This window comes from Marichromatium sp. PS1 (assembly GCF_041155115.1).
Taxonomy (GTDB): Bacteria; Pseudomonadota; Gammaproteobacteria; order Chromatiales; family Chromatiaceae; genus Marichromatium; species Marichromatium gracile.
This window is the reverse complement of the sequence record NZ_BAAFHB010000002.1, coordinates 660,412-679,707: the sequence shown is the minus strand read 5'-3', so window position 1 is coordinate 679,707 and position 19,296 is coordinate 660,412. Positions and strand designations below refer to the sequence as shown.

The window sequence follows — 19,296 nt, the reverse complement described above, 5'->3', positions numbered from 1 at the left end:
GTCTAGCTTCCTCGAGTATGAATTCTGGTCGTATCGGAATGGATGCGGGGGAGCGCTCGGCTCAACCCTCGACGACACCCATGATGTCGTCCTCGCGCATCACCAGGAACTCCTGGCCGTCGAGCTTGACCTCGGTGCCGGAGTACTTGCCGAACAGCACACGGTCGCCGACCTTGACGTCGAGGCCACGGGCCTCACCGTTGTCGAGGATCTTGCCGTTGCCGACAGCGACCACCTCGCCCTGGATCGGCTTCTCGGTGGCCGAGTCCGGGATCACGATACCGGCGGCGGTGGTGCGCTCTTCCTCCATGCGACGGACAACGACGCGATCATGCAAGGGACGGATGTTCATTCAAGGGCTCCTCGTAACGGTTGAGAAGTGGATCTATCTGTATCTAGAGCGCCACAGCGGTGGTGACCGGAGGTCTGTTAGCACTCACCTGAAACGAGTGCTAATAGTAGAGACAAAATCCATGCTGTCAAGGGTCCGATGACGGGGCGATCTCGACTGCGGAAGGCAGAGACCACAACGCCGGAGCAAGGGCTGGGGGTGGCGGCGGAGAGGCGGGCGGCGAGCGGCGGGCGGCATCGTCACGACCGGAGCCGTGACGATGCGCGAGAGGGGCGCGGATCAGTCCTCGCGACGGTAGTCACCCTCGATGACGCGGGGTTCGTCGGGCGAACAGAAGGGGTCCTGCCCCTGCACCGTGGTCACCGAGATCCCGCGCACGTAGCGCAACACCAGCGCCCGGCGCAGCGGCGGCACCAGCAGCAGGAAGCCGACCACGTCGGTGAGGAATCCGGGCAGCAGCAGGAAGAGTCCGGCGACCAGCAACAGGGCGCCGTCCATCATCTCGAGCGCGGGCACCTCGCCGCGGTCGCTCAGCTCGCGGACCCGCAGCAGCACGCCGAAGCCCTGGTGACGGACCAGCCAGGTCCCGATCACCGCGGTGAGGATCGACAGCATGATGGTCGACAGGGCGCCGATCTCGGAACCGACCTCGATCAGCAGATAGATCTCGATCAGCGGCAGCCCGATGAAGAGCACAAGAAAAAGCAGCACGGCGTTAGTCTCGATCAGGGTGGAAGACCAGGATCCCGGGGACCGGGACCGGCGAGCGCCCGCGCCAACCGGGCAGCGGGCATATCGGCCCTCCCGCGACCAGGTATCGGGGAGGCGACTGGAGGAAGGACGGCAGCATAGCCATGCCCTGCAGCATAGTGCATCGCACGCCCCGAATGGAACCGGCGACCAGCCGCCAGAAGATCGAACCGCCAAGACGCCAAGAGCGCGAAGGTGAAGGAAGGCTTCCAGCTGCCAGCCTCCTGTGAGGGGCTGGGTTATCTCGTCGCGTCGCGGTCGACCGCACACCGACACTGGAGGCTGTTTGCTGAAGGCTGGCTCCCTTTCTCTCTTCTCCCTTCGTTCCCTTCGCGTCTTAGCGGTTCAATCCCGCTGGCGACTGGCGGCTGACGACTGACCGCTGGCGGCTGGCGGCTGGCGGCTGGCGGCTGGCGGCTGGAAGCCATATTGACAGCACGCGCCGGCGCCACTCAGGATGCCGCAACACCCCGGCGTGAACCATCGGCGGACGCGGCGCACCAAGAAGGATCAGGCCATACCCGCAAGGAGACCCAGAGCATGCACCCGGACCCCCGCCATCACCTGTTGCTGTGCACCTGTCCCGATGTCGCCCAGGCGACCCGGCTCGCCGAGCAGCTGGTCGAGGAGGAGCTGGCCGCCTGCGTCAATCTGGTCCCCGGCCTGACCTCGATCTATCGCTGGGCGGGCGAGATCGCGCGCGAGCGCGAGGTCCTGCTGCTGATCAAGACCAGCGCCGAGCGCAGCCGGGCGCTCATCGACCGACTCGCCGAACTCCACCCCTACGAGACCCCGGAGGCGATCGCCGTCCCCATCACCGAGGGGCTCGCCGACTATCTGAACTGGATCGACACCGCCACAGGAGCGCACCGCTGATGTCCCGCCTCGCTCACCTGTCACGTCACCTGCCGCTGCTCGTGCTGCTCGCGCTGCTGCTCCCGGGACTCGCGGCCCAGGCCCGCGACGACTTCCTGCTCCCGGATCAAGCCTTCCAGCCCAGCGCCGAGGCCATCGACGCCGACACCCTGAAGGTGCGCTGGCGCATCGCCGAGGGCTACTATCTCTACGCCGCCAAGTTCGCCTTCACCACCGACACCGCCGGCATCACCCTCGGTGAGCCGGTACTGCCCGAGCCCGAGATCAAGCAGGACGAGTTCTTCGGCGAGGTCGGCATCTATCGCGACACGGTCGAGATCACCCTGCCCGTGACGCGCTCCGCCGCGGCCCCCGAGGTGCTCACCCTGGAGACCACCTCACAGGGCTGCGCCGACGCCGGACTCTGCTACCCGCCGCACCGCCAGCGCGTCCAGATACGCCTGCCCGCGCCGCCGCTCGCCCCACCGGCCCCGGCGATCCCGCTGCCCGGACTCGATGCCGGCGCCGGCATCAGCCGCGCCCTCGGCCTCGACGACGAGGAGATCCTCACCGTCGACCAGGCCTTCGACCTCCAGGTCGAGGTGCTCGGCCCCGAACGGGTGCGACTGCACTGGGAGATCGCCCCCGGCACCTATCTCTATCGCGATCTGGTCGAGGTCGCGCTCGACGACGACCGGCTCGCGCTCGAGCAGCCGGCGCTGCCGCCGGGCGAGATCAAGCACGACTCGGTGCTGCCCGACGGCAGCATCGGCGACGTCGCCGTCTATCACGACCGTCTCACCCTCGACCTGAGCCTGCGCCGCGCCACCACCGAGGCACTCGACACCACCCTGGTGGTCGGCTACCAGGGCTGCGCCGAGCGTGGCATCTGCTACCCGCCGCAGACCCGCACTGTGGCGCTCGCCCTCCCCGCCGGCGGCAGCGCCGCACCCCTCGCCGTCGCGCCGGCGCCGGCTGCGCCCGCGCCGAGCGCGGCGCCGGTCTCCGAGCAGGACCGGCTGGCCTCGACCCTGGCCAACGCCAGCCTGTGGACCAGCGTGGCGCTGTTCTTCGGCCTCGGTCTGCTGCTCGCCTTCACCCCCTGCGTGTTCCCGATGATCCCCATCCTCTCCGGGATCATCGCCGGCCAGGGTGCCGGCATCACCACCCGCCGCGCCTTCGTGCTGTCGCTGGTCTACGTGCTGGCAATGGCGTTGACCTACACCGTCGCCGGGGTGCTCGCCGGGCTGTTCGGCGCCAACCTCCAGGCCGCCTTCCAGGACCCCTGGATCCTCGGCGCCTTCGCCCTGGTGTTCGTCGCCCTGGCGCTGTCGATGTTCGGCTTCTACGACCTCCAGCTGCCGGCCAGCCTGCAATCACGCCTGGCCGCACTCAGCAACCGCCAGCAGGGCGGCACCCTCGCCGGGGTGGCGATCATGGGCCTGCTCTCGGCGCTGATCGTCGGTCCCTGCGTCGCCCCGCCGCTGTTCGGCGCGCTCATCTACATCAGCCAGACCGGCGATGCGCTGCTCGGCGGCGTTGCGCTGTTCGCGCTGAGCCTCGGCATGGGCGCGCCGCTGATCGTCATCGGCACCTCGGCGGGCAAGCTGCTGCCCCGCGCCGGGGCCTGGATGGAGGCGGTCAAGGCGGTGTTCGGCGTCGCCCTGCTCGCCGTCGCCATCAGCCTGATCGAGCGGGTGATCCCGGCGGCGGTGGCGATGCTGCTGTGGGGCCTGCTGCTGATCTGCTCGGCGGTCTATCTCGGCGCGCTCAGCCCGCTCGGCCACGAGAGCGGCGGCTGGCGCAAGCTGTGGAAGGGGCTCGGGGTGGCGCTGCTGGTCTATGGCGGCCTGATGCTGATCGGCGCCGCCGCCGGCGGCAAGGACACCCTGCAGCCGCTGCGCGGGCTCGGCATCGGCGGCGGCGGCGAGGCGGCCCATGCCGAGTTCACCCGGGTCAAGACGGTCGCCGATCTCGACCGCGAACTGGCCGCCGCCAGCGCCCAGGGCCGCCCGGTGATGCTCGACTTCTATGCCGACTGGTGCGTCGCCTGCAAGGAGATGGAGCGCTACACCTTCAGCGACCCCGCGGTGATCGCAGAGCTCGACCGCTTCGTGCTGCTGCAGGCCGACGTCACCGCCAACGACGCCGCCGATCAGGCGCTGATGCAGGGACGCTTCGGCATCCCCGGACCGCCGGCGATGCTGTTCTTCGGCGCCGACGGCGCCGAGCGCACCGGCTTCCGCCTGGTCGGCTTCACCCCCGCCGAGGCCTTCGCCGATCACCTGCGCCGGGCCGCACCATGAGCCCGGCCAAGGTGGTGCTGGTCACCGCGTTGGCCGGCGGCATCAGCATCGGCGCGGCGGTCCTCGGTCAGCGCTGGCTCGACCAGGGCGCCGACCGCGACCGTCACGCCGGGCTGCGCGGCGGCACGCTCGACCAGCTACCGGACTTCCGCCTCCCCGACCTCGGCGGACGCGAACACACGAGCAACGCCTGGGCCGGCCGCCCGCTGATCCTCAATTTCTGGGCGGTGTGGTGCCCGCCCTGCGCCACCGAGCTGCCGTTGCTCGAGCAGTTCGCCCGCACCCACGCCGAGACCGGGATACGGGTGGTGGCGATCGCCGTCGACCGCCCGGAGACGACCCGCGCCTTCCTCGCCGAACACCCGCTCGATCTCACCGTGCTGCTCGCCGATCTCGAGGCCATCGACCTCGCCCGGCGCCTCGGCAACCGCGTCGAGGGGCTACCCTTCACCGTCGCCTTCGACGCCCGTGGCCGACGCATCTTCAGCCACACCGGGGCACTCGATCAGGCACAATTCGAGCAACTCGCCGCCCGACTCGCCGACGACCCCGCGAGCGCCCGCTGAGGGGGCGTGAATTCGCCGAACCAGCTGGACATCATCCCGTAAAATACGGACAATTCGCAGCGGTTCACTACTATTCAAAGCCGAAATAGTGGATCCGAAACCGTTGCAACCTTCGGCGAGGCAGCTGGCGACATGGCCGCGATCCTGGTCCTGAACGGACCCAATCTCAACCTCCTCGGAACCCGCGAGCCCGCGCACTACGGCAGCACCACGCTGGCCGACATCGAGCGCGAGCTCCAGCAGATGGCTGCACGGGCGGGACACGACCTCGCCTTCCTGCAGAGCAACGCCGAGCACGTCCTGGTCGACGCAGTCCACCGCGCGGCACACGAGAACGTGCGCTTCATCATCATCAATCCGGCCGCCTTCACCCACACCAGCGTCGCCCTGCGCGATGCGCTGCTGGGGGTCGCGATCCCCTTCATCGAGGTGCACCTGTCGAACGTGCACGCCCGCGAGCCGTTTCGCGCCCACTCCTACTTCTCCGACATCGCGGAGGGAGTGATCTGCGGGCTCGGGGCCGAGGGATACGCACTGGCGCTGCGCGCTGCGCTCACCCGCGTGGCGCAAGACCACACGAACGAGAAACACTGACCATGGACATCCGCAAGGTTAAGAAGCTGATCGAGCTGTTGGAGCAATCCGACGTCGCCGAGATCGAGATCCACGAGGGCGAGGAATCCGTGCGCATCAGCCGCCACGGCAGCACCGCCATGCCGGTCTACACCCCGCAGCAAGCCGCGGCGCCGGCCCCGGCCGCACCTGCGGCGAGCGTTGCCGCGAGCAGCGCCGACGAGGGCGATGACGAGGCCCCGCTCGAACTCCAGGGCGAGGTCGTGCGCTCGCCGATGGTCGGCACCTTCTACCGCGCCCCGGCGCCGGGCGCCAAGTCCTTCGTCGAGGAAGGCCAGTCGGTCAAGACCGGCGAGACCCTGTGCATCATCGAGGCGATGAAGATCCTCAACCAGATCGAGTGCGAGCAGGCGGGCACCATCAAGCGCATCCTGGTGGAGAACGGTCAGCCGGTCGAATACAACCAGCCGCTGTTCGTGATCGAGTGATCGAGTGAAGGGACGCCCCCTCACGCGAGCGTCGACCCTGCGCCACCTCGGTGGCGCAGCCTGGCAACCGCTACAGAAGACACTGCAATCATGGCTGCAATGATCGAGAAGGTTCTGATCGCGAACCGCGGCGAGATCGCGCTCCGGGTGCTGCGCGCCTGCCGCGAGCTCGGCATCAAGACCGTCGCGGTACACTCCGAGGCCGACCGCGACCTCAAACACGTGCTGCTGGCCGACGAGGCCGTGTGCATCGGCCCGGCGTCGTCCCAGCAGAGCTACCTCAACATCCCGGCGCTGATCAGCGCCGCCGAGGTGACCGACACCGTCGCCATCCACCCCGGCTACGGCTTCCTCTCGGAGAACGCCGACTTCGCCGAGCGCGTCGAACACTCCGGGTTCATCTTCATCGGCCCGCGCCCCGAGACCATCCGCCTGATGGGCGACAAGGTCTCGGCGATCGAGGCGATGAAGGCCGCCGGCGTGCCCTGCGTCCCCGGCTCGGGCGGCCCGCTCGACGACAACAAGAAGCGCACCCTGGAGCTGGCGCGCGAGATCGGCTACCCGGTGATCATCAAGGCATCGGGCGGCGGCGGCGGACGCGGCATGCGCGTGGTGCACTCCGAGGCCACCCTGCTCAACGCCATCTCGCTGACCAAGGCCGAGGCCGCCGCGGCCTTCGGCAACGACATGGTCTACATGGAGAAGTACCTGGAGAACCCGCGTCACATCGAGTTCCAGGTGCTCGCCGACCAGATGGGCAACGCCATCCATCTCGGTGAACGCGACTGCTCGATGCAGCGCCGCCACCAGAAGGTGGTCGAGGAGGCCCCGGCCCCCGGCATCACCGAGGAGCAGCGCCGCACCATCGGCGAGCGCTGCGCCGAGGCCTGCCGCACCATCGGCTACCGTGGCGCCGGCACCTTCGAGTTCCTCTACGAGAACGGGCAGTTCTACTTCATCGAGATGAACACCCGCGTCCAGGTCGAGCACCCGGTCACCGAGATGGTCACCGGCATCGACATCATCAAGGAGCAGATCCTGATCGCCGCCGGCGAACCGCTGCGCTACCGTCAGGAGGACATCGAGATCCGCGGACACGCCATCGAGTGCCGGATCAACGCCGAGAACTCCGAGACCTTCATGCCCAGCCCGGGCAAGATCACCGAGTTCCACGCCCCCGGCGGCCCCGGCGTACGGCTGGAGACGCACATCTATTCCGGCTACACGGTGCCCTGTTACTACGACTCGATGATCGGCAAGCTGATCACCCACGGTGAGGATCGCGACGCCGCCATCGCACGCATGTGCAGCGCGCTGCGCGAGACCATCATCGACGGCATCGACACCAACATCAAACTCCAGCGCACCATCATGCGCGACGGCGCCTTCCTCGCCGGTGGACCCAACATCCACTATCTCGAGAAGATGCTCGGCCTCTGAGCCACCGGGGCGGGCAGCCGCCCGCCCCGCTCGCTCCAGCCTCCAGCCTCCAGCCTCCAGCCTCCAGCCTCCAGCCTCCAGCCTCCAGCCTCCAGCCTCCAGCCTCCAGTCAGATTGTGAACCGCCAAGCGCGCGAAGATGAAGAAAGGCTTCCAGCTGCCAGCCTCCAGTGAGGGGCTGGGGTGTCTCGTCGCGTCGCGGTTGATCGCACACCGACACTGGAGACTGTTTGCTGAAGGCTGATCGCTTTCTTCGCGTCCTTTGTGTCTTGGCGGTTCGAACCAGCTTCCAGCGATCGGCTTCCAGCCTCCAGTCGGGAAGGCTGGTGTGCATGATCAGCGATTGACGGGCAAGACGGTATCTTGGCGGTTCAATCTCCCGGCGGCTGGCGGCTGACAGCTGGTGGCTGGTCCAAACCGCCAAGACACCAAGGACACGAAGGGTTTTTGGGCGTGGATGACGGTCGATTCCCGGCCAACAGCGACCCGTCCCGTAGGCCGGGCAAAGCGCAGCGTGCCCGGCGCCTGCGTGCGCCTCGATGGGCACGCTGCGCTTTGCCCATCCTACGACGCTGGCAGCAAGTGGCTGGTGGCTGGTGGCTGGCGGCTGGCGGCTGGCGGCTGGTGGCTGGTGGCTGGTGGCTGGTGGCTGGTGGCTGGTGGCTGGTGGCTGGTGGCTGGTGGCTGGCGGCTGGCGGCTGGCGGCTGGCGGCTGGAAGCTGATCGCCACCCGCCCCAGCCTCGCGCGCGGATGCTATGATTTCAGGTTTGTTTCAGAGGACGCTCGCCCCATGCCCTGGCTTCAGCTCAGATTCGATGCCCCCCGCGAACAGGCCGAACGGCTCGCCATCGAGCTGGAGGAGGCCGGCGCGCTGTCGGTGACCTTCGGCGATGCCGGCGACGAGCCGCAGCTCGAGCCGGGGCCGGGCGAGACCCCGCTGTGGACCGAGGTGACGACCACCGCGCTGTTCGAGGACGATGCCGCCAGCCGCGCGCTGGTCGCCGCGCTCGTTGGCGACCTCGGCACCCGTCTGCCGGTCCCGCCCGTGGTCGAGCGGCTGGAGGATCAGGTCTGGGAGCGCGTCTGGCTCGACACCTTCAAACCCACCCGCTTCGGTCAACGGTTGTGGGTCTGTCCGCACGGCCAGTCGCCCGAGGCCGCTGACGCGGTCATCGTCGCGCTCGACCCGGGGCTGGCCTTCGGCACCGGGCACCACGCCACCACCGCGCTCTGTCTGGAGTGGCTCGACGGCGCCGACCTCGCCGGCAAGACGGTGCTCGACTACGGCTGCGGCTCGGGCATCCTCGCCATCGCCGCACTCAAGCTCGGCGCCGCGCGCGCCGTCGCCGTCGACCACGACCCCCAGGCGCTCCAGGCCACCCGTGACAACGCCGCGGCCAACGACGTGGCCGAGCGCATCGAGTGCCATCTGCCCGACGCCCAGCCCGAGGGCGAGGCCGACATCGTGCTGGCCAACATCCTCGCCGGCCCGCTGGTCGAGCTGGCCCCGCGGCTGATCGCAGCGGTTGGCGACGGCGGCGCGCTGGTGCTCTCCGGCGTGCTCGCCGAGCAGGCCGAGACGGTGCGTGCGGCCTATGCCGAGACGATCGCGCTCGATCCCACCTGTCAGCGCGAGGACTGGGTACGGATCAGCGGACGCCGCTCGACATGAGCGCCCGCCCCTTCCGGATCGGCCCGCACCGACTGGAGAACAATCTGGTGCTGGCGCCGATGGCCGGCATCACCGATCGCCCCTTCCGCACCCTCTGCCGCCGTCTCGGCGCGGGGCTCGCGGTCTCGGAGATGATCTCGGCCAACACCGCGCTGTGGGGCACCCGCAAGTCGGTGCGCCGACTCGACTTCGGCGACGAGCACGGACCGGTCTCGGCGCAGATCCTCGGCGCCGACCCCGCGGCCATGGCCGAGGCGGCGCGGATCAACGTCGCCCACGGCGCCGACATCATCGACATCAACATGGGCTGCCCGGCGAAGAAGGTGTGCAAGGTCGCCGCCGGCTCGGCGCTGTTGCGCGACGAGTCGCTGGTGGCGGCGATCCTCGAGGCGGTGGTGGCGGCGGTGGAAGTACCGGTCACGCTCAAGATCCGCACCGGCTGGGCGCCGGAGGCGCGCAACGCCCCGCACATCGCCCGCATCGCGCACGAGAGCGGCATCGCCGCACTCACCGTGCACGGGCGCACCCGCGCCTGCGGCTACGCCGCGCCGGCCGAGTACGACACCATCCGCGCCATCCGCGAGCAGGTGCCGATCACCCTGATCGCCAACGGCGACATCGGCGACGCGCGCTCGGCGCGCGCGGTTCTGGACTACACCGGCGCCGATGCTATCATGATCGGGCGCGCGGCCCAGGGACGCCCCTGGATCTTCCGCGACATCGCCACCGCACTGGCCACGGGCGACACGTCCGACCCGGCCCCGCCCCCCCGAACCTGGATCAGGGACCTCCTGCGCGAACACCTCGAGCAGCTCTACCAGTTCTACGGCGACCACGGCGGGGTGCGCATCGCGCGCAAGCACATCGCATGGTACAGCCGCCACCTCCCCGGTGCGGCGCGCTTTAGAGACCAAATCAACCGGACCGAGACGCCGGCGCAACAACTCGCGCAGGTGCTCGCGTTCTTCGATCAATGCCCCGACACGGAGACAGACGCAGCATGAAGACAGAGGCTGCAGGCAACGCATCGGAGCCGAACTCGACGGGGCTCCGGGTGACGGACGCCAACCACTCCGACCCGCTGAACAAGTGCGTGCGCCTCGCCCTGCGCGCCTATCTCGACAACATGGGCGACCATGACGTGCATGATCTCTACGCCCTGGTGATGGAGGAGGTCGAGCGTCCGCTGTTCGAGACCGTGCTCCAGCACACCGGCGGCAATCTCAGCCAGGCCTCGCGCATGCTCGGCATGACCCGCACCACCCTGCGCAAGCGGCTGAACGACTACGGGGTCGAGCGCGAGCGTTGAGCGCACCCCCGCCGGCGTCGACCGCGACGCCGACCGATTGATTCCCCGCGGGGAATCGATCAGCATCCATCCAGTACCAACCAACCGATCCGGACCTACACCAGATGCAACCCATCAATCGCGCCTTGATCAGCGTTTCCGACAAGACCGGCCTGGTCGACTTCGCCCGGGAGCTGGCGGCCAGAGGCGTCGAAATCCTCTCCACCGGCGGCACCGCGCGACTGCTCACCGAGCAGAACATCGCCGTCACCGAGGTCTCCGACTACACCGGCTTCCCCGAGATGATGGCCGGGCGCGTCAAGACCCTGCACCCGAACATCCACGGCGGCATCCTCGGTCGTCGCGGCACCGATGACCGGGTGATGCGCGAGAACGGGATCAAGCCGATCGATCTGGTGGTGGTCAACCTCTATCCCTTCGAGCAGACCGTGGCGCGTCCCGACTGCGACCTGCCGACGGCGATCGAGAACATCGACATCGGCGGCCCGACCCTGCTGCGCGCAGCGGCCAAGAACCACGCCAACGTCACCGTGGTGGTCGACGCCGCCGACTACGCCCGCGTCGGCGCCGAGCTGGCCGAGCACGGCGGGGTAAGCGACACCACCCGCTTCGACCTCGCCGCCAAGGCCTTCGAGCACACCGCCCGCTACGACGGCGCCATCGCCAACTATCTCGGCGCCCGCGCCGAGGCCCGGAGCGAAGGCGAGGAGGCCCCGGTGGCCCTGCCGCGCACCCTCTCGCTGCAGCTGGTGCGTCACCAGTCGATGCGCTACGGCGAGAACCCGCACCAGAACGCCGCCTTCTATGTCGAGCACCAGCGCGCCGAGGCCGGCATCAGCACCGCCCACCAGCTCCAGGGCAAGGCGCTGTCGTTCAACAACATCGCCGACACCGACGCCGCGCTCGAGTGCGTCAAGCAGTTCGACGAGGCCCCGGCCTGCGTCATCGTCAAGCACGCCAACCCCTGCGGCGTGGCCATCGGCGCGAACATCCGCGAGGCCTACGAGCGCGCCTTCTCGACCGACCCCGAGTCGGCCTTCGGCGGCATCATCGCCTTCAACCGCGAACTCGACGCCGAGACCGCGAAGCTGATCGTCGAGCGTCAGTTCGTCGAGGTGATCATCGCCCCGAGCGTCGCCCCCGAGGCCGCGGTGGCCGTCGCCGCCAAGAAGAACGTGCGTCTGCTCGTCTGCGGCGAGTGGTCGGCCCAGCCCGGCGCCCGGCTCGACTACAAGCGCGTCAACGGCGGCCTGCTGGTGCAGGACGCCGACCTCGCGCTCCACGACGCGCTGCGCACCGTCACCACCCGCGAGCCCAGCGAGCAGGAACTCACCGACCTGCTGTTCGCCTGGCGGGTGGCCAAGTTCGTCAAGTCCAACGCCATCGTCTACGGTCGCGACGGCATGACCATCGGCGTCGGTGCCGGCCAGATGAGCCGCGTCAACTCCGCGCGCATCGCCGCGATCAAGGCCGAGCACGCCAACCTCCAGGTCGCCGGATCGGTGATGGCCTCCGACGCCTTCTTCCCCTTCCGCGACGGCATCGACCAGGCCGCCGAGGCCGGCATCACCGCCGTCATCCAGCCCGGCGGCTCGATGCGCGACGAGGAGACCATCGCCGCCGCCAACGAGCACGGCATGGCCATGGTGTTCACCGGGATGCGCCACTTCCGCCACTAGGCCGGCGCATCAATCTGAACCGCAAAGACGCGAAGCACGCAAAGCGATCTTGAGGGAGGCCCTGGGCGCATCCCGACACCGGGGGCGGCAACAGGCCGCTCCCGGAGAAGAGCCTTGGCGTCCTTTGCGCCTTTGCGGTTCCATCTGCATCGGAGCAGCGGATTCGAACCATGCGCATCCACCCCACCGCCATCATCGAGGACGGGGCCGAGATCGACCCCAGCGTCACCATCGGCCCCTACTCGATCGTCGAGTCCGGCGCCGTGATCGGTCCCGAGTGCCGTATCGAGAGTTGCGCGCGCATCTACGGCAACACCCGCATGGGCGCGCACAACCGCGTCTGTCACGGCGTCACCCTCGGTGCCGAGCCGCAGGACCTGAGCTTCACCCCGGAGCGCGCCACCCCGCTGGTGATCGGCGACCACAACCACTTCAAGGAAGGGGTCAACATCAGCTGCGGGATCAAGTCCGAGCAGGGCACCCGCATCGGCGACCACAACTTCTGGATGGCCTTCTCCCACGCCGGACACGACGCCCAGGTCGGTGATCACAACATCCTCGCCAACGGCGCCACCCTCGCCGGTCATGTCACCGTCGAGGACCACTGCTTCGTCTCCGGCCAGGTGGCGGTCCACCAGTTCGCCCGTATCGGCGCCTACGCGATGATCGCCGGGGTCACCGGGGTGTCGCAGGACGTGCCGCCCTACGCCCTCGCCGATGGCCACCGCGCCCGCTTCGTCGGGCTCAACGTGGTCGGGCTGCGCCGCGGCGGCTTCGATCAGGCGCAGCGCAGTCGCATCAAGGCGGTCTACCGGCTGGTGTTCCGCTCCGGGCTGCGTCTGGCCGAGGCGCTGGTGCGCGCCGAGCGCGAGCACCCCGGCCCCGAGACCGAGCACATCGTGCGCTTCATCCAGTCGAGTCGACGCGGGCTGATCTCGCTCGGCTGAGCCGCGAACCGAACCCAACCCACACAGCCAATCGCGCGGCCAGCGGCCGCGTCTGGAGCAACCCCATGAAGATCCTCATCATCGGTGGCGGCGGGCGCGAACACGCGCTGGCCTGGAAGGCCGCCCAGTCCCCGCTCGCCGAACGCGTCTACGTCGCCCCCGGCAACGGCGGCACCGCGCTCGAACCCAAGATCGAGAACGTGGCGATCGCCGCCGAGGACATCGCCGCGCTGGTCGACTTCGCCCGCGCCCAGCAGATCGGCCTGACCATCGTCGGCCCCGAGGCGCCGCTGGTCGCCGGCGTGGTCGACGCCTTCGCCGAGGCCGGGCTGGCCTGCTTCGGCCCGCGCCGCGACGCCGCCCAGCTGGAGGGCTCCAAGGCCTTCACCAAGGACTTCCTCGCCCGTCACCAGATCCCCACCGCCGCCTACGGCGTGTTCACCGAGATCGAGCCGGCGCTCGCCTATCTGCGCGAGATCGGCGCGCCGATCGTGGTCAAGGCCGACGGCCTGGCCGCCGGCAAGGGCGTGATCCTCGCCGATGATCTGGCCACCGCCGAGGCCGCGGTGCGCGACATGCTCGACGCCGGGCGCTTCGGCAGCGCCGGGGCGCGGGTGGTGATCGAGGAGTTCCTGCGCGGCGAGGAGGCGAGCTTCATCGCCATGGTCGACGGCGAGCACATCCTCCCCTTCGCCACCTCGCAGGACCACAAGGCGCGCGACGACGGCGACCGCGGTCCCAACACCGGCGGCATGGGCGCCTACTCGCCGGCACCGATCGTCACCCCCGAGATCCACGCCCGCATCATGCGCGAGGTGATGGAGCCGACCGTCGCCGGGCTCGCCGCCGAGGGCACGCCCTACACCGGTTTCCTCTACGCCGGGCTGATGATCGACGAGCACGGCACCCCCAAGGTGCTGGAGTTCAACTGCCGTCTCGGCGACCCCGAGACCCAGCCGCTGCTGATGCGTCTCGACTCCGACCTGATCGCGCTGTGTCAGGCCGCGCTCGAGGGTCGGCTCGACCGGATCGAGGCCGCCTGGAACCCCAACCCCGCGCTCGGCGTGGTGATGGCCGCCGGCGGTTATCCGGACGGCTACGAGAAGGGCAAGGAGATCCTCGGTCTGGAGGCCGCCGCGGCCACCGGCGCCAAGGTGTTCCATGCCGGGACCACGCGCGAGGGCGAGCAGGTGCGCACCAGCGGCGGGCGCGTGCTCTGCGTCACCGCCATCGGCGAGAACGTCTCGGCGGCCCAGGCCGCCGCCTATGCCGGGGTCGACCAGATCTGCTGGGACGACTGCTTCTGCCGTCGCGACATCGGCCACCGCGCCATCGCCCGCGAGCGCGCGGACGACTGAGCGCTCGGCCAGCGCGCCGGGCCCGCGCCCGGCGCGACTCAGAGCCCGTCGAGCAACCGCGCCAGCCCGGCCAGCTCGGGATGGCGCGCGGCGACCGTGCGCAGCGCGTCGAGCACCCGTGGCAGGTCGTCGAGATACTGCCGCTTGCCGTCGCGCAGCGCGAGCCGGGCGAAGATCCCGCACACCTTGAGGTGACGCTGCACCCCCATGAGGTCGAACCAGCGCAGGAACTGCGCCGGGTCGCGACCGCCGGCGCTCGCCACCGGGAGGACGCCGCGCGCCAGCGCGTGCCGGCGGAAGTCGAGCGCCCAACCCTCGACGCGCGCCTCCGGCCAGCTGATATAGGCGTCGCGCAGCAGCGACACCAGGTCATAGGTCAGCGGCCCCAGCACCGCGTCCTGGAAATCGAGGACGCCGGGGTTGTCGGCGGCCAGCCACATCAGGTTGCGCGAGTGATAGTCGCGATGCACGCAGACCTGCGGCTGTTCGAGCGCGCTGTCGATCAGCACCCGGTCGAGCGCATCGAGCAGCGCCGTGGTCGCCGCGTCGGGCGCGCGCCCGAGATGGCGTTCGAGGAACCAGTCGCGGAACAGCCCCAGCTCGCGTCCGAGGAAGGCGGCGTCGTAGCGCGGCAGGTCGTCGGTCGCCACCGCCGTCTGCAGCGTCAGCAGCGCGTCCATCGCCTCACCATAGAGCCGGTCGGCGTTGGTCTCGTCGAGCACCTGCAGATAGGGCCGCTCACCGAGGTCGTCGAGCAGCAGGAAACCCTGCTCGATCGCCGCGGCGTGCACCCCGGGCGCATTGAGCCCGGCCTCGCGCAACCGTCGCGCCAGGCGCGCGAAACGGCCACAGTCCTCGTGCTCGGGCGGGGCGTCCATCGCGATCAGGGTACGATCGTCGAGATGGACCCGCAGATAGCGCCTGAAGCTCGCGTCGGCCGAGGCCGAGGTGAGCAGGAAGGGCGCCCCTTCGAGCACCTGATCGAGCCAGGCGTGGAGCGCTGCGTCGCGGTCGGCCAAGGGGGAACTCCGGTGGGTTGTCGGTGAAAACACAGAGGGAGGCGCAATGATCCAGCCACCAGCGCGTGCGCGCAACGCCGGGATCGGCTCCGGGACGGCCCAGCTCGCCGTTCGACGGGGCATGATCGCGATTGATGGTATGGCCCAGATATGACATCGTTGCAGCCTCCAACCGGATCCGTCCACCCGCTCACCAACCAGCCCGTCAGACGCATGGCGACCATGGTCGACTTCAAACAGGGCGTGCGCGCCTCACTGCTGGCGACCCTGCTCGCCGTCTCCGCGCCGGGCGCGGCGAACTGCACCCAGGACTGCCCGGAGTCCGAATCCAGCGATGGCGGCACCCTGGCGACGCTGCGCGCCATGCTCTCGGCGATCCGTCTGCCCGACCTGGTCGCGCTCAGCCCGCTCGCCCCCGATGACAGCCTCCCGGCCGAGCCCGAGGAGCCCGTCCCGCAGCCCGGCGCGGCGCGCGCCAGCGTCGATTATCTGCACCGGGGGCTGGAGTGGGATCAGTGCGGCCCGCGCAAGGGCGCCAACGTCTCCATCCTCGGCAACGAGGACGACACCACCCCCATCGACATCGTCGCCGACCGGGTCGACTACGACCGTCGGGGCGAGCGCATCGAACTGCGCGGCACCGTCGAGATCACCCGCCCGGGCCAGCGTCTCGAGGCCGACCGCGCCACCTACGCGAGCGCCAGCGGCCAGACCGAGGCCAGCGGCGACGTCTTCCTCGACTATCGCGGGCTGCGTCTCCAGGGCGATCGTGCCGACTACAACCTCGACACCCAGACCGGCGAGATCGAGCACGCCCGCTACCGTCTCTCCGGCAGCGCCAACCTGCGCGGCAGCGCCACCCGCGCCGAGCTGCTCGACCCGGCGCGGAGTCGCTACGAGGACATCGTCTACACCACCTGCGCGCCCGGCAACGACGACTGGTCGATCCGCGCCTCCACCCTGGAGCTCGACCGCGACAGCGGCATGGGCGTGGCGCGCAACGCGCGGCTGCGGGTGGCCGACGTGCCGGTGCTCTATACCCCCTATCTGCGCTTCCCGATCGACGATCGGCGGCGCAGCGGCCTGCTGATCCCCTCGTTCGGCTCGTCGAGCGAGACCGGCACCGATATCACCATCCCCTACTACTGGAACATCGCGCCCAACATGGACGCGACCCTGATGCCGCGCTACATGAGCACCCGCGGGCTGATGCTCGGCGGCCAGTTCCGCTATCTCTCGCCCCACCAGCAGATCGAGATCAACGCCGAGCTGCTGCCCGAGGACCGCAAGAACCCCGAGGAAGGGGTGCGCGGCGCGCTGCGCGTGCTGCAGAACGGCTACTACGCCGGCTGGTACAGCTCGATCGACTACGCCTCGGCCTCCGACGACCAGTACCTGGAGGACTTCGGCAACCGGCTCGATGTCACCAGCCTGCGCAACCTCTCGCAGCGTGCCGACTTCGGCTATACCGGCGAGGGCTGGCGCACCCTGATCCGGTTGCAGCAGTTCCAGACCGTCGACACCAGCATCACCCCCGAGAACCGTCCCTACGGCCAGCTCCCGCACCTCGAACTCGAACTCGACCCGCAGCGCTGGAACGGCCTGCTCGAGTACCGCTTCCAGGGCCAGTACGACTACTTCGACCACAGCAACGCCGTCCACGGCAGCCGCCTGGTGGCGGTGCCCTCGGTGCGCATCCCGATACGCCGCAGCTTCGGCTACCTCATCCCCCAGGCACGGGTCTACTACACCGGCTACGAGCTGCAGGACCAGCAGGACGGCCTGCCCGAGCGCCCCTCGCACCTCATCCCCAGCTTCGATCTCGACGGCAAGCTGGTCTTCGAGCGCGAGACCAACTGGTTCGGCAGCAGTGCGCTGCAGACCCTGGAGCCGCGCATCTACTACCTGCTCACCGCCTACGAGGACCAGTCGGACACCCCGCGCTTCGACACCACCGCGCTCGACTTCAGCTTCGCCAGCCTGTTCCGCGCCAACCGCTTCACCGGCTACGACCGCATCGGCGACGAGAACCGTCTCACCCTCGGCCTGACCTCGCGCACCATCGCCGACGACAGCGGGCGCGAACTGTTCCGCGCCAGCATCGGCCAGATCTACTACTTCGACTCGCGCCGCGTGCGACTCTACGGCGACGAGGCCGAGGAGGACGTCAGCTCCTCGGTCGCCGGCGAGTTCGCCGCCCGGCTCAGCCAGGACTGGAGCGCACGGGCGAGCGTGCAGTGGAACCCCAACGAGACCGAGGACCCGTGGGAGAAGCGGGTGCTGCAGCTGCGCTACGCCCCCGAACCGAACCGTCTGGTCAACCTCAGCTATCGCTACAACCTCGGCAACCAGACCGGATCCGAACGCTACGAGGACGCCGACCTCTCCTTCCAGCTCCCGCTCGGCGACCGCACCCGGCTGGTCGGGCGCTGGCTCTACTCGATGCTCAACGACGAGACCATCGAGGCCTTCGCCGGCATCGAGTACGGACGTTGCTGCTGGCGCCTGCGCCTGCTCGGACAGCACCTCAAGACCAGCTCCGAGCGCGACGGCAGCACCAGCGTCATGTTGCAACTGGAGCTTGCCGGTCTCGGTTCATTCGGCAACCCGATCGACAAGCTCCTGGAAAGAGGAATCTATGGGTACCACACGGACTAACCGGCCCGCCCCCTGGGCCGGCCTGCTCGGCGGCCTCGCGCTCGCCCTGGCGCTCGCGCTCGGCGCGACGCCCGCCACCGCCGCGGTCGAGGCGCTCGACGCCATCGTCGCCGTGGTCAACGACGACGTCATCGTGCAGAGCGAGGTCGAGCGCGAGATCGAACTGGTGCTGCCGCAGATGCAGCGCGCCGGCACCGCCGCGCCGCCGCGTCCGCAGCTCGAGAAACAGGTGCTCGATCGCCTGATCCTCAAGCGGCTGCAGCGCCAGCAGGCCCGCGCGCTCGGCATCGAGGTCGACGAGGCCACCCTCAACGAGGCGCTCGGCGACATCGCCGCGCGCAACGGTCTCACCATCGCCGAGCTGCAGGCCACGCTCGAGACCGGCGGCATCGACTTTGCCGACTTCCGCGAGGACACCCGCGACCAGATCCTCACCAGCCGACTGCAGAACCAGGAGGTGGTGAGCAAGATCCGCATCACCGACCAGGAGATCGACCGCTTCCTCGAGCGCGAGTCGAGCCTGCTGATCGAGCGCGAGCGGGTGCGTCTCCAACACATCCTCATCGCCCTGCCCGAGCAGCCCGACGCCGAGCAGGTCGCACGGGCCGAACGCAAGGCCAAGCAACTGGTGGTCAAGCTACGCGGCGGCGCCGACTTCGCGGCACTCGCGGCACGCGACTCCGACGGGCGCAACGCGCTGCAGGGCGGCGACCTCGGCTGGTTCGAGATCGGCGCCACCCCGACCCTGGTCGCCGACCTGGCGCTGACCCTCAACGAGGGCGAGATCAGCGACCCGATCCGCAGCTCCAGCGGCTATCACATCATCAAGCTCAGCCAGATCGAGGGCGCCAAGCCGGGCAACCTGCAGCAGACCCATGTGCGCCACATCCTCATCCGCACCAACGAGCTGGTCTCCGACGCCGACGCCAAGCGCCGTCTCTCGGTGCTGCGCCAGCGCATCCTCGGCGGCGACGACTTCGCCCTGCTCGCCCGCGCCAACTCCGACGACACCGGCTCGGCGCTGCGCGGCGGCGACCTCGGCTGGGTCAATCCCGGCGACACCGTGCCGGCCTTCGAGGAGGTGATGGACAGGCTCGGGCCGGAGCAGCTCAGCACCCCCTTCCAGAGCCCCTTCGGCTGGCATCTGGTGCAGGTGCTGGAGCGCCGCACCCAGGACTCGGCCGAGGGTGCGATGCGCATCAAGGCACGCGAGGCGCTGCAACAGCGCAAGGCCGAGGAGGCGATCGAGCAGTGGCTGCGCCAGCTGCGCGACGAGGCCTATATCGAGATCAGGCTCGACGACCTCGAGCCCTGAGCGGACGAA

17 protein-coding genes are annotated in these 19,296 nt (G+C 69.4%); 14 read left to right on the top strand and 3 right to left on the bottom strand.

Features of this window, described 5'->3' with window-relative positions; translation table 11 throughout:
- Positions 1 to 61: 61 nt before the first annotated feature.
- Positions 62 to 352 carry a co-chaperone GroES gene (gene groES / locus ACAM26_RS04275; protein WP_005221801.1) on the bottom strand — a complete coding sequence of 97 codons (291 nt, stop codon included), beginning with the start codon at positions 350 to 352 and terminating at the stop codon, positions 62 to 64.
- A 279-nt stretch (positions 353 to 631) separates the two neighbouring features.
- A complete protein-coding gene (locus ACAM26_RS04270; protein ID WP_369613177.1) occupies positions 632 to 1,063 on the bottom strand; it encodes an FxsA family protein in 432 nt (143 codons plus the stop codon).
- A 579-nt stretch (positions 1,064 to 1,642) separates the two neighbouring features.
- On the opposite strand from ACAM26_RS04270, the gene cutA reads away from it, so the two are divergent.
- From cutA to purD, 12 genes are all read left to right on the top strand, one after another.
- Complete coding sequence (cutA, locus tag ACAM26_RS04265) at positions 1,643 to 1,978, top strand: divalent-cation tolerance protein CutA (protein ID WP_123139281.1); 336 nt, start codon at positions 1,643 to 1,645, stop codon at positions 1,976 to 1,978.
- Positions 1,978 to 4,263 carry a protein-disulfide reductase DsbD gene (locus ACAM26_RS04260; protein ID WP_369613176.1) on the top strand — a complete coding sequence of 762 codons (2,286 nt, stop codon included), beginning with the start codon at positions 1,978 to 1,980 and terminating at the stop codon, positions 4,261 to 4,263. Before cutA ends, ACAM26_RS04260 begins: the two co-directional genes overlap by 1 nt.
- Complete coding sequence (locus ACAM26_RS04255) at positions 4,260 to 4,829, top strand: TlpA disulfide reductase family protein (protein ID WP_123139279.1); 570 nt, start codon at positions 4,260 to 4,262, stop codon at positions 4,827 to 4,829. The genes ACAM26_RS04260 and ACAM26_RS04255 overlap by 4 nt, the downstream gene beginning before the upstream one ends.
- A 132-nt stretch (positions 4,830 to 4,961) precedes the next feature.
- Positions 4,962 to 5,423, top strand: a complete 462-nt coding sequence (gene aroQ, locus ACAM26_RS04250; RefSeq protein ID WP_005221810.1) for a type II 3-dehydroquinate dehydratase — start codon at positions 4,962 to 4,964, stop codon at positions 5,421 to 5,423.
- Positions 5,424 to 5,425: 2 nt separating this feature from the next.
- Positions 5,426 to 5,890 (top strand): acetyl-CoA carboxylase biotin carboxyl carrier protein, encoded by a 465-nt coding sequence (gene accB / locus ACAM26_RS04245; RefSeq protein WP_123139278.1) that lies wholly within the window; start codon positions 5,426 to 5,428, stop codon positions 5,888 to 5,890.
- A 99-nt stretch (positions 5,891 to 5,989) separates the two neighbouring features.
- Positions 5,990 to 7,330 carry an acetyl-CoA carboxylase biotin carboxylase subunit gene (accC, locus tag ACAM26_RS04240; RefSeq protein WP_062274983.1) on the top strand — a complete coding sequence of 447 codons (1,341 nt, stop codon included), beginning with the start codon at positions 5,990 to 5,992 and terminating at the stop codon, positions 7,328 to 7,330.
- Positions 7,331 to 8,120: 790 nt separating this feature from the next.
- On the top strand, positions 8,121 to 9,002 hold the full coding sequence (gene prmA, locus ACAM26_RS04235) for a 50S ribosomal protein L11 methyltransferase (protein ID WP_123139276.1): 882 nt from the start codon (positions 8,121 to 8,123) through the stop codon (positions 9,000 to 9,002).
- On the top strand, positions 8,999 to 10,006 hold the full coding sequence (dusB, locus tag ACAM26_RS04230; protein WP_369613175.1) for a tRNA dihydrouridine synthase DusB: 1,008 nt from the start codon (positions 8,999 to 9,001) through the stop codon (positions 10,004 to 10,006). The genes prmA and dusB overlap by 4 nt, the downstream gene beginning before the upstream one ends.
- On the top strand, positions 10,003 to 10,311 hold the full coding sequence (locus ACAM26_RS04225; RefSeq protein ID WP_005221820.1) for a helix-turn-helix domain-containing protein: 309 nt from the start codon (positions 10,003 to 10,005) through the stop codon (positions 10,309 to 10,311). Before dusB ends, ACAM26_RS04225 begins: the two co-directional genes overlap by 4 nt.
- Before the next feature lie 104 nt (positions 10,312 to 10,415).
- The gene (purH, locus tag ACAM26_RS04220; RefSeq protein ID WP_123139274.1) at positions 10,416 to 11,990 is read left to right on the top strand and encodes a bifunctional phosphoribosylaminoimidazolecarboxamide formyltransferase/IMP cyclohydrolase; all 1,575 of its coding nucleotides are present in this window, start codon (positions 10,416 to 10,418) and stop codon (positions 11,988 to 11,990) included.
- 170 nt (positions 11,991 to 12,160) lie between these two features.
- Complete coding sequence (gene lpxA / locus ACAM26_RS04215; protein WP_123139273.1) at positions 12,161 to 12,937, top strand: acyl-ACP--UDP-N-acetylglucosamine O-acyltransferase; 777 nt, start codon at positions 12,161 to 12,163, stop codon at positions 12,935 to 12,937.
- 65 nt (positions 12,938 to 13,002) lie between these two features.
- Positions 13,003 to 14,295: a phosphoribosylamine--glycine ligase gene (gene purD, locus ACAM26_RS04210; protein WP_123139272.1), complete on the top strand. Its 1,293-nt coding sequence runs from the start codon at positions 13,003 to 13,005 to the stop codon at positions 14,293 to 14,295.
- Between the two features lie 38 nt (positions 14,296 to 14,333).
- Here the strand turns inward: purD and ACAM26_RS04205 are convergent, their stop codons facing one another.
- Positions 14,334 to 15,314: an aminoglycoside phosphotransferase family protein gene (locus ACAM26_RS04205; RefSeq protein ID WP_369613174.1), complete on the bottom strand. Its 981-nt coding sequence runs from the start codon at positions 15,312 to 15,314 to the stop codon at positions 14,334 to 14,336.
- A gap of 222 nt (positions 15,315 to 15,536) precedes the next feature.
- Between ACAM26_RS04205 and ACAM26_RS04200 the strand changes: the two genes are divergently transcribed.
- The gene (locus tag ACAM26_RS04200; RefSeq protein WP_326491008.1) at positions 15,537 to 17,972 is read left to right on the top strand and encodes an LPS-assembly protein LptD; all 2,436 of its coding nucleotides are present in this window, start codon (positions 15,537 to 15,539) and stop codon (positions 17,970 to 17,972) included.
- Positions 17,953 to 19,287 (top strand): peptidylprolyl isomerase, encoded by a 1,335-nt coding sequence (locus ACAM26_RS04195; protein WP_123139269.1) that lies wholly within the window; start codon positions 17,953 to 17,955, stop codon positions 19,285 to 19,287. Before ACAM26_RS04200 ends, ACAM26_RS04195 begins: the two co-directional genes overlap by 20 nt.
- The last annotated feature ends 9 nt before the right edge of the window (positions 19,288 to 19,296 follow it).